Source organism: Nitrosomonas sp. Is35, assembly GCF_033063295.1.
Taxonomy (GTDB): Bacteria; Pseudomonadota; Gammaproteobacteria; order Burkholderiales; family Nitrosomonadaceae; genus Nitrosomonas.
Genome location: NZ_JAWJZH010000001.1, coordinates 2,949,055 through 2,964,276, shown reverse-complemented (window position 1 = coordinate 2,964,276; position 15,222 = coordinate 2,949,055). Strand labels below are relative to the sequence as shown.

Below are 15,222 nucleotides of genomic sequence, written 5' to 3'. Positions count from 1 at the left end.
TCGTAAAGGATCACGCGCCTCTTTTATACTACGCATCTTCTGCAGAAGAGATTTTTTTATTCACTATCGTTACGACACTATGGATTTATTGACCCAAGGACTCCTCGGCGCCACGATGGCGCAGTCGGGCGCGAAACAACAGGAAGCACGCATCGCAACCGGCATAGGCTTTGTTGCCGGTATTGCGGCGGATGTCGATATTCTGATTCAATCGGAGAACGATCCGCTGTTGAATATCGAATTTCACCGGCATTTCACGCATTCGCTTTTTTTCGTGCCGCTCGGCGCTTTGATTGTCGCGCTGCTGTTCTGGCCGTTTTTGCGCAAACGCCTGCCTTTTGCGCGGCTGTATCTGTTTACCTTTCTCGGTTATTGCTTGAGTGGCGTGCTGGATGCGTTTACCAGTTATGGCACCAATCTGCTCTGGCCGGTCAGCGATGCACGGGTGGCGTTGAATATCATTTCGGTGCTGGATCCGGCTTTCACGTTAATCTTGTTGATCGCCGGGGTGATTGCTTTCAGGAAATACAGTCATGCCGCAGCGCGGATCGGATTGTTGCTTGCAGCGATCTATTTGTCGTTCGGATGGATGCAATTGCACCGCGCTGAAACCATTGCGGAAACATTAATTGCGGAAAGAGGGCATCGTGCGGAACAATTGCTGGTCAAGCCAACGCTTGGCAATCTGGTACTGTGGCGATCCATCTACGAATTTGAGGGCAAACTGTATGTGAATGCCATCCGCGCCGGTTTGTTTTCCGAGCCGCGCATCTATCCAGGAGAATCGATTGAAAAATTTGTGCTGGAGCGCGATTTGAGCGATCTGCCGGTTTCATCAGTGCTGGCTCAGGATATCGCGCGCTTCAGTCATTTCTCCGCCGGATTCCTTGCTATCCGCCCGGAACAACCGAATGTATTGGTCGATGTGCGCTATTCCAATTTGCCGACAACAACCGCCCCGCTCTGGGGCATCGAAATCAACCCGGAGCAACCGGATCAGCATGCGAAATACAAACTTTACCGCGATTCATCCAGTGTAACGCGAGAGAAGTTTTTGAAATTGCTGCTGGGTGAGCATATGTTGGATTGATTGAAATCATCAGATAGCTATTTCAAATTCACAATCCATTTCCGGTACAGCCGCTCAGCTACTACATTTAACGCCGCTACACGTTCCGGTAAATTCTTCTCAATTTCTTCCAGCGATTGCACCGACGGTTCGTTCAGGCTGGCGAGTTCTTCCGCGCCGACACTGCACCAGTCGATGACCAGCCGTTCGGTCATTTCGACGTGGCATTGCATACCGAGGTGCATGCCGAGTGCAAATGCTTGATTTTCACAGTAGGGACTGAACAGAATGCACGTGGCGCCTTGCGGGATGGTGAACGCCTCGCCGTGCCAGTGGAATGAATTGAAAGTTGTCAGATCGCCGAACCATGCGCGGGCAACCGGATTATCCGGCACGGTAACTTCGCCCCAGCCCATTTCCTTGACCGGGTTGGCGCTGACCACGCCATCCAAGGCTTTGGCCATGAGTTGACCGCCCAGACAATGGCCCAGTACCGGAACGTCTTGAGCAATCGCTTGGCGGATTAATGTTAATTCCTGCTCGATCCACGGTAAGTCGTCATTGACGCTCATCGTTCCGCCCATGAACACCAGACCGCTGAATCCATCGATGCTGGCGGGCGGTTGTTCTCCGGCGTCGATTTTGATCAGACGCCACGGAATATGATTGTTGTCGAGAAATGTGGCAAAATAGCCAGGCCCTTCGATGGGTATATGTCTGAATATTGCAACCGGCTTCATGGAATTTCCCTGCATAATTTTTGAACGATCTGATAACGGATTTTAGCTTGTTTTGCAGCAAATTTTTTGCTGAAAATCCGGATAAATCTTTTTTTGTTACCTGTGAAACATAACGCTATCGCCCATTGTGAAATCCGAGTGGACATTCTGCCGGAATGGACTCTTTCATGTCTGTAAACAAACATACCTTCGCTGATTTGGTGCGCATTGAACAATTGCGCAAAATCGAGTCTGCCAAAGCCGGTGAGCTGTCGTACGAAGGCATTAAAAATATGCCGGGTTCTACGGCCGGTGACTTCAACTATACGGAATTTATTCATCGCCTGGCGCAGCGCGCCAAGCACCTGATCCGCGATAACGCGCTGGATGATGTATTGCAGCAACCACGTAAGCAATTTACCCGGGCGCGCTGGATCTGTCTGATTGCTGCGCTGACTTTGGGTGGATTGGCAGCCAGCCAGGCGGTCAGCGAATCTTCCACATTGAATATCTACTGGTTGCTGGCGGTGCTGCTGGGATTCAACATGATTTCGCTATTGCTGTGGTTGGCGGGCATTGTCTTGAATTTGCAAAGCTTGAGCAGCGGCATCGTGGCGCAGTTGGCCAGTTGGCTGCCTTACCGGCACAAAAAAGAGCCGGCGGTTGCATCGCTGGCATCGCATGCGTGGTGGGAAAGTTGTTTAACCGGCACGGTGGGCAAATGGCGTATCAGTGTTTTGACGCATCAATTCTGGCTGACTTATTTAACCGCCGGTCTGGTGTTGCTGATTTTGCTCATGCTGGCCAGGCAATATAACTTCATTTGGGGCACCACATTGCTGCCGGATAGCACGTTGCCGAGACTCACGGAAATCCTTGGCGCGCCATTGGAAGCGATGGGATTAAAAATTCCGGATAACCCTCAGACGATTGCCAGCCGTATCGGGACAGGCAAACAAGACGCGGAAACGCGCACCGCGTGGGCGGTTTTCTTGATTGGCGCTTTGCTGGTGTACGGTATTTTCCCGCGTCTGTTACTGCTTGGGTTTTCCTGGCTCATGCAGCAGTGGAGTGAGAGCCGCTTCAGGCTCGATCTGTACTTACCCTATTACATTGAATTGCGTCAACGTCTGATGGCGCGCGACGTGAAAGCGCAAGTCATCGATGCCGATCCGCAGGCCGGTATGAGACCGGCGGAAGTTGTCCGGCCGCCGGAGAATGTCGCTATTCCGGCCAATGCGCAAGCCTTCGGCATTGAGCTGGACGATGCCACGCACTGGCCGGAATCTGTTGTCTGCCGCTTGAATATCGTCGATCAGGAATCGCATGATGAGGCCATGACATTGATAAAGAATCTCAACGGTCCGTTGCTGCTGGGCGTGGCGGCGCACCGTTTACCCGATCGCGGCGTGCAGCGGTTGATCAAGGAGCTGGTCGACGGCAGCAATGCTAAGCCGTGGCTGATCCTGTTGAGTAAACCATCGGCGCCGGTGACCAGCGCGCGCGAATTCGCCTGGTTCCGTCTGGCGGAAGTCTGCGGTATTCCGGCAGAACATGTCATCACCCGGTAAATCATGAACATCCCTAACCCTCAGCATCCGCAAGCGGATTCATTGCTGAACATCGCCGTCGTCGGGCATACCAATACCGGCAAGACATCGCTGATCCGCACCATGCTGCGCAGCACTGAATTCGGTGTCATCGAAGATGGCGCGGGTACCACCCGGCATGTCGAGCAAGCAACGATATCCGCCGACAATGAAGCGATTCTGAAGTTGTATGACACGCCCGGTCTGGAGGATTCCCGGGCTTTGTTTGCGCATATCAAGAAGCTGCAAGCCAAAGCGAAATCGTTGTCTCCTACCCAGATTCTGGAACAGTTTATTGCGCAAGTAACGGTCAACGACCCGCTGGAACAAGAAGCGAAAGTGATCCGCCAGGTATTGCGCAGCGATATCCTGCTCTACATCATCGATGTGCGCGAGCCTTTCCTGGAAAAATACCGGCTGGAATTGGAAATCCTGACGCAGGTCAGTAAACCGATTATTCCGGTTTTTAACTTTATCGCCGAGCATGACCGGGAACTGGCGAAATGGCGTGAGCATCTGGCGGCTTTCCGCATGCACGCCACGCTGGAATTCGATACCGTCGCGTTTACGTTTGAAGCGGAGAAGCGTTTGTATCAGAAGATGCAAACGCTGGTGGAATCTCACTACGACCGGCTGCAGAAGCTGATCGATTACCGCGCCCAATTATGGAATCAGCTGTGTTTGTCGGGTGCCAAGCGGATTGCCGGATTGATTGTCACGGTCGCTTGCTACCGTGAAAGTAAGTCCGCGCAGAATAATTTGATTGCGCATTCGCTGGTTGAAGACCGGCTGCACGATTTTGTCCGTAAGGCCGAGCAGCATTGCCTGCACGATCTGTTAGCCATTTTCAATTTTTCGGAAAAAGACGTTGCCATCCAAAAAATACCGGTCAGTAACGGACAATGGCAACTGGATATTTTTGCGCCCGGCATCCTCAAAGCGTACGGATTGGATCTCGGCAGCGCCGCGGCTAAAGGCGCTGCGGCGGGCGCCGGAATTGACTTGATGGTCGGCGGCATGAGTCTGGGCGCAGCCAGCGCGTTAGGCGCAATCGCCGGTGCCGGCTGGTCGACCTTCAAACGCTATGGCGACGAGATCAAAGCGACGGTCAAAGGCACGCAATGGCAGTGTGCCGACGAAACCACGCTGCAAGTCTTGTATTTGCGTCAGAAGCATCTGCTGAAAAAACTGATGCACCGTGGTCATGCCGCGCAGGACAGGCTGCATGTGGACAAAGCCGATAGCGAGAAATTGCCCGCAAACTGGACCAAACTGACCAGCGCATTACGCCAAAACCCGGCTTGGCAGGAACCATCCGCTGCGCGTAACAGCAATACACAATATTTGGAGATAGAAGCGAAACTGGTGGAAGCGTTGCTGGATGAAAATTAAGGGACGCTGCAATCAGGTTGGCGTTTTTTGCCCGCCGGGTTGCAAAAACTGACCCAAAACTTGAATGAGCTGATTGGGATCGAAAGGTTTGGGCAGGTAAGCATTCATGCCAATTGCCAGGAACTCCTGTTGATTGTGTTCCATGATATTGGCGGTCAAAGCGACAATCGGGATGTTGGTCAGATGCAATTCCTGGCGGATACGCCGGGTTGCTTCCAACCCGTCCATTTCCGGCATTTGGATATCCATGAAAATCAGATCGAACGGAGATTCGGTTGTTTTCAGTAAATCCAGGCATTCCACGCCATTTTGTGCCAGACTCACCTTGATACCCCAGCTTGTTAACAACTCAGTGATCAGCAGTTGATTGAATTCATTATCCTCCACGATCAGGATATGGGCGCCGCTGAATTGCTGCTGGCCGGGTATGGCTTGCTGGTGCGCTTGCTGGTGTGCGGTTTCGCTAAACAAAGCGGCAACGGTATCCAGCAGATTCAGCGGTGTGAAAGGTTTAATCAGCACGTTGATGGTGCTATTGGCTTCAAACTGATTCGAGAACGCGGGATCGATATTATTGCTCATCACTATGATCTTGGGACGGCGTGACGCAGGTAATGCAGCTTCTATCGCATGGATGGTGTCGCGATAATTCGTATCGGTTAAGCGTGTCATCAACAACAGCAAATCAAACGGCACCTGACTGGGATCGGCGAACATTCTGAGCGATGCCGTGCTGTTATCCACAGCAACCGCGCTCCAGCCCATGGAGTGAACAATTTCCGCGATGACGCCGCGTGTGACCGCACGGTCGTCAATGATCATTACCTTAAGTGATTGCAAGTGAGCGGGAATGGTCACCCAAGGTTCCCGGTGCTGATTTTTGTAGTGTAACTGAACCGTGCAATGAAACCGGCTGCCCTCGCCATGTTCGCTTTCGGCCACGATATTGCCTCCCATCAACTGCGCCAGCCGGTATGAAATCGACAAACCCAGGCCGGTACCGCCGAACCGCCGCGAGATGGATGAGTCGGCTTGGGTAAATGCTTGGAACAGATGCGCCATTTGCCCGGGCGTCATGCCGATACCGCTATCGGTGATGCTGAAAACCAGTGTGGCGATATCGGCATCGTCAGCCGGAGCGATGGCGATGCGGATGATGACTTCGCCGCGATCGGTAAACTTGATCGCATTGTTGATAAGGTTCACGAAAATCTGGCTGAGCCTCAGCGGATCGCCGATAAACTGCCGGGGTACATTGGGTTCGACATAAAAAAGCACGTCGATGGTTTTGTCTTTTGCAGCGATTGAAGCAATGGCGGACAGGTTTTCCAGAATCGTGTTCAAATCGAAAGCGATATGATCCAATTCAATTTTGTTGGCTTCGATTTTGGAATAATCCAGAATGTCATTGATAACGCCCAATAAAATATTGGAGGAGCCTTCAATATTGCGCAGATACCCGCTTTGGCGCGGATCCAAGGTGGTTTTGCTTAATAAATACGCCATGCCCAGCACGGCATTCATCGGCGTGCGGATTTCATGCGACATCATCGCCAAGAAGCGGGTTTTGGCGTTACTGGCGGCCTCCGCTTGCTGGCGCGCTTCGATCAGCATGGTTTCACGCTCTTTCCGTTCGGTGATGTCCTGATGGGTGCCGAACATCATGAGCGGTTTGCCATCGGCGGTCCAGCTGGATACTTTGCCGCGATCCAGCACCCAAATCCAATGTCCTGCTTTGTGACGCATACGGGCTTCACATTCGTAAAAAGGAATTTTTCCGGCGAAGTGATCTTTGAGAAGCGTTTCGGATTGCTGCAAATCATCCGGGTGCGCATACTTCTGCCAGGTTTCAATCGATGTCGGGGCAAGTTCCTCGAGGGTATAGCCGAGTATTTCGGCCCAGCGCTGATTGAAAATGACTTCCCCGGTTTGCACGTTCCATTCCCAGGTGCCGATGTGCGTTCCTTCAATGATATTGGATAAGCGCAAGCGTTGATATTCCTGTTCTTTTTCGTGCTGCTTGCGGCCGGTAATGTCGCGTGACGAAGCGTAAATCAGTATTTTTCCCGTGACCTCCAGTCTGCTGGCGTTGATTTCAACATTCATGATCGTGCCGTCTTTACGCCGGTGCAGCGTTTCAAAAACACGCGGTGTCTTCGAGACTTCACGGACTGCCGCAATCAGTTTATCTTTGGGAATCATTGCATCCCAATCCATCACATTGAGGCGGGCGGTTTCTTCGTTGGAATAGCCCAGCATCTTGGCAAAGGCGTGGCTGAATTCCACGATATTGCCATCTTCATCGAGAATGTGAACGCCATCGCTGGCGAGTTCCAGTAAGGCTTCAAATTTCAGCGATATATTTTTTAATTCGGTGATATCGCTGGCGTAGCCATTCCAGATAATACTGCCGTCAGCTTGTTTCTCGGGTTTTGAGTGCGCGTGTATCCACCGGATCTCATTTTGTGCGGTCATGACGCGGAAATCAGCGTGCCAATCGGTCAATGTAGCGGCGGATTCCTGAATCGACCGGTTAAATGTTTCGATGTCCTCGGAATGAATGATGGAAAAAATGGCCGATGCATCCGTGGTAATGCTTTCCGGCGATACACCGAGGATCCCGGTTATTCCTTTGCTGGCATACGGCACACAATTCCGCCCGTCCGGAAAAAGCTGGAACTGGTAAATAAAGCCAGGAATACTATTGGATAAATCCTCGAGAAATTTATGGCTTTTGATGAGCTGAGTCTCAAGATTCTTGCGCAATGTGATGTCCACCAAGGTGATCAAATAACTCTTAGCGGATGTTCCGGATTCAAGCGGTGAGGCGGTTGCGATAACACTGCGCAGAGAACCGTCTTTGCAGCGGATAATGACGTCGAGCGGAGCAAAACTGGTATTGTCTCGCGATGCTTGTTCCAGATGCTGATTCCATGTGGTTTCTACCCGCTGGCGGTATGCTGGGTCCGGATAGGCCCTGGGCCACCAGTCCGCTAACGTTGGAATATCGTCCAAGGTATAGCCAAATGTCTGCACAAATGCTTTGTTCAGGAAGGTGATATTCTGCTGATCGTCGTTGATTGCCTTGGGTATGGGGGAGGTATCGATAATCGCATAAAGTCTGGCTTCGCTTTTGCGCAACTCTGCTTCCACCTGGTTACGCTCGGTGAATAGCACGCTGACAAATTGCGCCGTGAGCGAAATACCCAAAATGAAGATATTCATGTCGAAGATCTGCGGATAATCATCCACGACAAAAGGGCCGAATTTGCGCGCTGTTTCAAATAGCGCCAGTACGGTGATGACACTGCATATCAGCGATACGACGGCTAATTCACTTTTAATCGCAATCCATAACAACAAGGGAACATAAATCACCAATGCGAGGGAAATGCCGCTGAAAGTGGAATTACCGAAAACCAGCCATGTGGCGGGCAGCATCAAGATAACCGGCACGATCGCTTTGCGCATGGATTGCCAGATGCTGATGCTGCGGCCGCGCGAAGAAAACAAAATCAGCAAAAACGGCGTTACCAGCAATTGTCCCAAGCAGTTGCCAAACCACCAATATGCCCATGCCTGGAAGTAGTTCTGTGATTCCTGGATGACATTGAAGAATGACAGCGCGATCGTTCCGAAGGTGGCGCTAATTGGTTGCAGCACTAAAAAGATCATGGCAACCAGCCGGCTGAGGTCATGCACCCTAGTGAGCGTTGGATCCAGTTTCCAGCGCTTGAATAAAGCCGCCGCAATTACGGCTTCAAAGCTGTTGACTGCGGATATCGCCAGCGCGGGTGGAAACTCCAGTCCGCTGCTCAAAGCGAGTGCCAGTTGCCCAACGAAAACGCCCGGCCAGACCTTGCGTCCAAGCAAGATGGCGGCAGCCAGTGCAATACCTTCCGCGACAAAGAAAACCGGTGTGACAATGAAATGCGAAACAGAGATCAAAAAGCTGATATGGCCAAATACAAAGTACAAAACAGCGAGCGCAAGCAGCTGAAAAATATAATGACGATAGGAAACCGGCTGATTGTTACTGAACATGAAAAGGCAAGAAATCGATTGAGTGGGCAGTCAGTGCGGATTGGGCTATAAACATCGCTTGAGGTGGCATAAGGTGAAGATTATCACGTTGGAAATTAAAACAAAGGGTCTTAGGAAGTTAAGCACTTACGGAAGTGTGTTAACTTACTGAGATGAATGTTAAAAATAGATACTATTTCCGTTCTCGGATTGGAGAAGCTAAATTCAGACAACTTATTCGCTATTTTGTTTTGGATTTTACCGCTACAAGTACCGCGCAATTGACCGGTATTTCTATCCGATCCGTCAATACGATTTACCTCAAAGTGCGGCAAAAAATTGCCTACTGCTGCGAACTTGAATCGCCGCTTCAAGGTGCTGTGGAAGTTGATGAATCTTATTTTGGCGCGCAGCGTGTCAGAGGCAAAAAAGGTCGAGGCGCTTATGGTAAAACCATTGTCTTTGGCGTTCTGAAACGCCAAGGGAAGGTATATACGGAGATTGTTCCTGATTGCTCCAAAGCCACGTTACAAGCTATTATCCGTGGGCATGTAGCACCCGATACCATCATCCATTCTGATGGCTGGCGCGGATATGACGGGCTGGTCGATATTGGTTTTGATAAGCACTTCAGGGTTTGTCATGGCAACAATGAATTCGCCAGTGGCGAGCGGCATATCAACGGCATTGAATCTTTCTGGAGCTTTGCAAAAAGGCGTTTGGCAAAGTTCAATGGTGTTCCTGAACATACCTTTTATTTGCATTTGAAAGAAACCGAATTTCGTTTTAATCATCGCCGTGATAATCTCTATCATCAGATTCTCAAATTATTACGTTTAAACCCGCTTTAACTTCCTAAGACCCAAACAAAATGTGCTTTTTTAATGGCTATAAAGAATCACCGTCTTTCCAGAGAAAACGGACAACGGTTGCGGGTGTTCTATCAGCTATCCTATGGCACGGCCGGGTTGTTCCGGGATTTGTTCAGGCGCTTATAGAACCATTGTTTACAGTATTCCACTGTCAACAGATAAGTAACGATCAAAACAGCCAGCAGTCCGAAGAACATCAATGGCAGTGCTGTGAAGCCCAGGTAATGCGCCATCGGGCTGATGGGGAGCAGCATGGCGATGGCGACGATACTGAGCGAAGTGATCGTTAACCAGCGGTTGGGGTGGCTGTGCAAGGGGTTGCGCCGGGTTCTGATGATGAAAATGACCAGTACTTGCGTGGCGATCGACTCTACAAACCAGCCGGTGCGGAACAGGGTTTCGTCCGCCTCAAATACGGTGATCAGCAGATAGAACGTAACGAAATCGAATATCGAGCTGATAGGGCCGATGGTCATCATGAAATTGCGGATAAAATTCATGTCCCATTGGCTTGGTTGCGCCAGATCTTCCTCATCGACATTGTCCATCGGTAAGGTGATTTCGGAAAGATCGTACAGCAAATTGTTCAGCAGGATTTGCAACGGCAGCAGCGGCAGGAACGGCAAGAAGAGCGTCGATGCGGCCATGCTGAACATGTTACCGAAGTTCGAGCTGGTCGCCATCATGATGTATTTCATCACATTACCGAAGGTGCGACGTCCTTCCATCACACCTGCATGCAAGACTTTCAGATCGTGTTCCAGCATGATCATGGACGCAGCCTGCTTGGCCACATCGACCGCGCCGTCCACTGAAATGCCGATGTCGGCGGTATGTAGTGAAGGCGCGTCGTTGATGCCGTCGCCCAGATAACCGACAACATGTTTGCGTGCCTTGAGCGCCAGCAACACGCGATTCTTTTGCGCCGGATTGACGCGGCAAAACAGATTGACTTCTTCCACCCGGGCGAGCAACGCATCGTCTTGCATGGCGGCGATGTCATTGCCGGTCAGCACGCCGGTAACCGGCAGATTCAGCTGGTTGCAAATGTAGCGCGTTACCCGTTCATTATCCCCGGTTAAAATCTTGACTTGCACACCGCTCGCCTGTAGTGCGGTTAAAACCGGTCCGGCGCTGATTTTGGGCGGATCGAGAAAAGCCGCAAGACCGGCAAATACCAGTTCGCTTTCGTCGGTTACGACAGCATGGGGATGATCCGGCGCGACCTCGCGCCAAGCAATAGCCAAGACGCGAAAACCATCATTGCCGAATTGGTCGAGCAGTTGAGTAATCGATTGCCGTACGGTTTCATCCAGCGAAACAATGGCGCCGGTTTCATCTTCATACTGAGTGCAAAGGTTCAGGATGTCTTCGGGAGCCCCTTTGACGGCCAGTATCCGGGTTTCTTCACGCTCTACCAGTACGGATACGCGGCGGCGCTCGAAATCAAACGGTACTTCATCAATTTTGCTCCAGCCCTCAATCGCTACGTCGTGGTGCAGCAAGATGGCGTCATCGAGCGGGCTTTTCAGGCCGCTTTCAAAATAACTGTTCAAATAGGCAAGTTCCAATACCCGCTGGGAGCCTTGACCCAGTGCATTGACGTGATGTTCCAGATGGATTTTCGCTTCGGTCAGCGTGCCGGTCTTATCGGTGCAGAGGATATCCATCGCGCCCATGTCCTGAATCGCCGATGGCCGCTTGACGATCACGTTCAATGCGGCCATGCGCAATGCGCCGCGTGTGAGCGTGACCGATACCACCATGGGCAATAATTCCGGTGTGAGTCCTACTGCCAAGGCCACGGCAAACAGGAAAGACTCGAGTAAGGGGCGGTGCATCACGATATTGACCAGCAAGGTGAACAGCACCAGCAGGAAGGTAAAGCGCATGATCAACATGCCGAACTGGCGTATGCCGAGCTCGAATGAGGTGGGTGGCGGTTTCTTCTCGAGGCTGTCGGCGATTTGCCCCAGCGCTGTCGTTTGTCCCGTGCGGGTGATTCTGGCCCGGGCTGTGCCACTGATCACCGTACTGCCCATGAATACCGCAGCTTTTGCTTCCAAGTCCCAGGGATCGGCGCTGGCCGGTGCATCGGCATGTTTCTCAACCGGATAGGCCTCACCGGTGAGTTGCGATTGATTGATAAACAAATCCTTGGCGTCGAGCAATTGCCCGTCGGCCGGAACCAGATCGCCCGCCGATAAGGCAATGATATCGCCCGGCACTAACTGCGCAACCGGAATCTCGGATAATTTCCCGTCCCGCAGTACCGTGGCGGTTACAGCGACTTGTGCCGCCAGTTTTGCCGCCGCCTGACCGGCACGGTACTCCTGAATGAAATCCAACGTGACACTCATGAGAATAATGATGCCAATAATGAATGCGCTCACTTCATCGCCGTTCAGCGCTGAAATGCTCACTGCGGCGAGCAGTATCAATACCAGTGGATTGTAGAAATGGGCGAGAAACTGCACGAGGATGTTGCGCTGCTTGACAGGTTTAATCTCGTTTGCGCCGTGCTGCTTTAACAGAATGACTGCTTCTGCATTGCTTAAGCCGGTATCCATCTGATCTTTAATCATTTTCTCGCCATTCGGGCTTGTGTTCCATGATTATAGCGGCTTTATACACGTAGGGTGATGCAGTCTCCGGATACGCTTCATCTTGCTGCATTGATGACCGACGCGGATTGTTGAATGGATACCGGTTGCTGAGTTCCATGTACTTCTCATTTCATCTCGTTTGCCGCCGCTTTGGCCGTGCAGGTCTTTTATATGAATAAACTTCATAACTTAACAATTTTTTCTTCTTTGTGGAATTTTTTAATAGTTACTACACTGCAAGCACAGGAAACTGTATGAGGTAGCTGCAAGGGTTCAGGGATGGAGTCCACTCATTTTTCTAATGCGAATATCTTGTTCACATTGATGAGCTATCCCGGAGGTCATTGCAGTCTGGTTTTTTCTGTTAATCGAAATCAAGGAGAGTCTAAATGAGATATCGTAAAACTAAGTATCTAGGGGCAGTGTTAGCCCTGGCTGTATCAGGTCCTGCATTCGCGGCTTTTAATGGTGATCAAAGTGCCGGTGGAAGCAGTTCATTATTGTTCAGCGCCTATGAGTCCGTAAGCGGTTATTCTTTTACCCTGGATACAGGCAGCCGCAGAGATGACTACTCTGCATCCATTCCATTGTTTACTCCCCTCAATTTTAATCTCGCACTGGATACCAACTGGAATACTTTTCTGGCTGGCGTAGGTTCAGCTCACTTTGCTGATATCAGATGGGCTGTCACTGCCGGTGATACCAGTGTTATCGATGGCGATCTTAGAAGTTTTCTGACTACGGCAGCCAACGGTTTGGATATTGGCACCAACGGCAATGGCACAACCAATGCTCAGTTGAACCAATGGAATGTCAATTACAATTCGTTTATTAATGCAAGCAATGGCGGGGATGGAACAGTCTTCGGCTTTGGCGGCCAACCTTCCACGGTGCATTTAAAAGAAGGCCCAACCGACTTTGCGTCGTATGAAATTTCCATTGGCAGTAACTGGAGTGGTAAAGCGAAATTCGATACCACCGGAGCGCTGGGCGAAACCCTCAATTTCTATGAAGCAAACATAACGAAATCGCCGAGTGGGGGAGTGGTCAGCCTTACCAGAATAACAACGGATTTACTGGGAACCGTAACACTGACCAACGATGGATTACTCTCAATCTCACCTATTTCTCCTGTGCCGGAAGCGGATACTTGGGCCATGCTCTTGGTTGGCCTTGGTTTGATGGGCGTAACAGTCCGCCGCCGCGCAGGAATCGTGTCTTAGTTTCTCCGCAGCGCATTACTCCGTTTTATTGAAGAAACTGGTATCCGTGGATGCCGGTGTGAGGGTGATTTTGTCTGAAAAACTGCAAAATCACCCGGTGCATAACTCATTTTTAAGGAATATTAAAATGAAACTGAAATTCGGACATATTATCGCGTCTCTCAGCATGATGTTATCCACTCAGGCCTACGCCCTCAGTGTGGATGAAATCAACGCAATACCGCCTGCACACGTTCTCTATGTCGGTGGTGGCGCGGAGCAAAACGGTGTATTTGAAACCATAGCCTCCAAACTGTTCACCGCAGGTTCAGTGTCATACATTACTGATGATACCGGCGCTCCTCCCGCCAAGGGCAGATCGTTCCGCGCAGTAGCCGGTACCGTATCGGTAGGCAGTCTGGCGGGTCAGAACTGGATCGTTGCTTATCGTTCCCTGGGTGGCGTGTTCGCTAACGGAATCGCTCCGCTGGTTACACCGAATCCACCGTTGACCAATTACTATCAGATTCAAAACAATATAACCTCCACCGGTCTCGCAAACCCAACTTTCAAGATTACCAATTTATCAACTTTTGTACCGGGTCAAAGACCGGCCGTTGGTTTGGCAAATCTGGAGCTGGCGATTTTTACCGGTTCGAATCTGCCTGCTGGCGCCAGCGCGCTGACTGCTGGCCAATTAGCTCAATTAGTTCAAACGCCGCTTTATAACGTGGTGAACGGGATTGCCGCAACAAACAATCTCGCCGACGCTCTCGTGGCAGCAACGCTGGCCGGTCACCGCCCAGCCAGCTTGGATAATGGACTGAGTAAAGCCGAAATTGCCGGTATTCTCTCGGGTACCATCACGAATTGGACTCAAGTGCAGGGTCTGGAAGCGCTGGACAAGCCGGTCATACTGATTGACCGCAATGCCGGTTCTGGTGCTAAGGCAGCCGCAAATCAGTATTTCCTGAATAATCCGGGTGGATCGGCGTTTAGCGGCGCCATTTCTCCGGCAAACCAAGGGGCCGAAGCCGGTATTGGCGATATTGTTAATTTTGCCGCATATGCCGTGCGTACCGAACCCAGCGCAGGCAACGTGCCCGGTGCGCTTGACAATGTATTCAACAAAGGCGCTTATGGAATCGGTATTCTAGGCTTGGAAAACGCGCCATCCGTAACAAGCAAATGGCGATTCGTGGCCATTAACGGCGCAAGAGCTACAAATCCGGCCGGTACTGCTTTCGACAAGCAACAAGCGATTTCAGGCCAGTACGATTATTTCTTCCAGGCTTCGGTCAACTTACGTAAAAGCGTGACCGGCGACCAACTCGCGCTGGCTAACGCATTCATCAATAAAGCGAAAGACCCTGCGGTGATTACAACCGTAGCAGGCACAGTGCTTGATCCGGCCGAGTTTCCCGAAACCGGCAATGCAACACTGGATGCATTCCGTGCTCATGGAACACGTTTCGGTAATTCCACCGCGCCATTGCAACTGGTTGAACCACCTGCACCGTAATCAAGCTGAAGTTATTTCGGCAGGCGCTCTGGTAACACAGGCGCCTGCTGTTATTCAAGCGATCTTACTTTCATTTCGTAATGCCAAAATAGTTTTTATGCCACATATCCCTGATTTTTCCGATAACCCGCTCGATCTTGCCATGGGTTTAAGACCACCGTACCCGAATAAATCTCATTGGTTGTGCAAAAATAAACAAGTGCATGCTGAAGCATGCTTTTGTATTTG

Annotated in this window: 9 protein-coding genes; 6 read left to right on the top strand and 3 right to left on the bottom strand. The window is 50.9% G+C overall.

Features of this window, described 5'->3' with window-relative positions:
- The first annotated feature begins 79 nt into the window (after positions 1–79).
- Entirely contained in the window at positions 80–1,090 is a 1,011-nt protein-coding gene (locus R2083_RS13790) for a metal-dependent hydrolase (RefSeq protein WP_317538776.1), read from the top strand.
- Positions 1,091–1,107: 17 nt separating this feature from the next.
- On the opposite strand, the gene R2083_RS13785 is transcribed toward R2083_RS13790, so the two are convergent.
- Complete coding sequence (locus R2083_RS13785) at positions 1,108–1,809, bottom strand: type 1 glutamine amidotransferase (RefSeq protein WP_317538775.1); 702 nt, start codon at positions 1,807–1,809, stop codon at positions 1,108–1,110.
- 167 nt (positions 1,810–1,976) lie between these two features.
- Here R2083_RS13785 and R2083_RS13780 point away from each other — a divergent pair, with 167 nt between their 5' ends.
- Together R2083_RS13780 and R2083_RS13775 are read left to right on the top strand one after the other, a co-directional pair.
- A complete protein-coding gene (locus R2083_RS13780) occupies positions 1,977–3,359 on the top strand; it encodes a DUF2868 domain-containing protein (protein ID WP_317538774.1) in 1,383 nt (460 codons plus the stop codon).
- Between the two features lie 3 nt (positions 3,360–3,362).
- Complete coding sequence (locus R2083_RS13775) at positions 3,363–4,769, top strand: GTPase/DUF3482 domain-containing protein (protein ID WP_317538773.1); 1,407 nt, start codon at positions 3,363–3,365, stop codon at positions 4,767–4,769.
- A 12-nt stretch (positions 4,770–4,781) separates the two neighbouring features.
- Here the strand turns inward: R2083_RS13775 and R2083_RS13770 are convergent, their stop codons facing one another.
- The gene (locus R2083_RS13770; RefSeq protein WP_317538772.1) at positions 4,782–8,813 is read right to left on the bottom strand and encodes a PAS domain S-box protein; all 4,032 of its coding nucleotides are present in this window, start codon (positions 8,811–8,813) and stop codon (positions 4,782–4,784) included.
- A 152-nt stretch (positions 8,814–8,965) separates the two neighbouring features.
- Between R2083_RS13770 and R2083_RS13765 the strand changes: the two genes are divergently transcribed.
- Positions 8,966–9,643 (top strand): IS1595 family transposase, encoded by a 678-nt coding sequence (locus R2083_RS13765; RefSeq protein WP_317537134.1) that lies wholly within the window; start codon positions 8,966–8,968, stop codon positions 9,641–9,643.
- Between the two features lie 101 nt (positions 9,644–9,744).
- On the opposite strand, the gene mgtA is transcribed toward R2083_RS13765, so the two are convergent.
- A complete protein-coding gene (mgtA, locus tag R2083_RS13760) occupies positions 9,745–12,249 on the bottom strand; it encodes a magnesium-translocating P-type ATPase (RefSeq protein ID WP_317538771.1) in 2,505 nt (834 codons plus the stop codon).
- 410 nt (positions 12,250–12,659) lie between these two features.
- Between mgtA and R2083_RS13755 the strand changes: the two genes are divergently transcribed.
- The gene (locus tag R2083_RS13755; protein WP_317531803.1) at positions 12,660–13,493 is read left to right on the top strand and encodes a PEP-CTERM sorting domain-containing protein; all 834 of its coding nucleotides are present in this window, start codon (positions 12,660–12,662) and stop codon (positions 13,491–13,493) included.
- A 127-nt stretch (positions 13,494–13,620) separates the two neighbouring features.
- Complete coding sequence (locus tag R2083_RS13750; protein WP_317531802.1) at positions 13,621–14,994, top strand: substrate-binding domain-containing protein; 1,374 nt, start codon at positions 13,621–13,623, stop codon at positions 14,992–14,994.
- Positions 14,995–15,222 lie beyond the last annotated feature (228 nt).

Coding starts and splice junctions, on each gene's coding strand:
- R2083_RS13790 (WP_317538776.1), top strand. CDS start 80: ATGGATTTATTGACCCAAGGACTCCTCGGCGCCACGATGGCGCAGTCG.
- R2083_RS13785 (WP_317538775.1), bottom strand. CDS start 1,809: ATGAAGCCGGTTGCAATATTCAGACATATACCCATCGAAGGGCCTGGC.
- R2083_RS13780 (WP_317538774.1), top strand. CDS start 1,977: ATGTCTGTAAACAAACATACCTTCGCTGATTTGGTGCGCATTGAACAA.
- R2083_RS13775 (WP_317538773.1), top strand. CDS start 3,363: ATGAACATCCCTAACCCTCAGCATCCGCAAGCGGATTCATTGCTGAAC.
- R2083_RS13770 (WP_317538772.1), bottom strand. CDS start 8,813: ATGTTCAGTAACAATCAGCCGGTTTCCTATCGTCATTATATTTTTCAG.
- R2083_RS13765 (WP_317537134.1), top strand. CDS start 8,966: ATGAATGTTAAAAATAGATACTATTTCCGTTCTCGGATTGGAGAAGCT.
- mgtA (WP_317538771.1), bottom strand. CDS start 12,249: ATGATTAAAGATCAGATGGATACCGGCTTAAGCAATGCAGAAGCAGTC.
- R2083_RS13755 (WP_317531803.1), top strand. CDS start 12,660: ATGAGATATCGTAAAACTAAGTATCTAGGGGCAGTGTTAGCCCTGGCT.
- R2083_RS13750 (WP_317531802.1), top strand. CDS start 13,621: ATGAAACTGAAATTCGGACATATTATCGCGTCTCTCAGCATGATGTTA.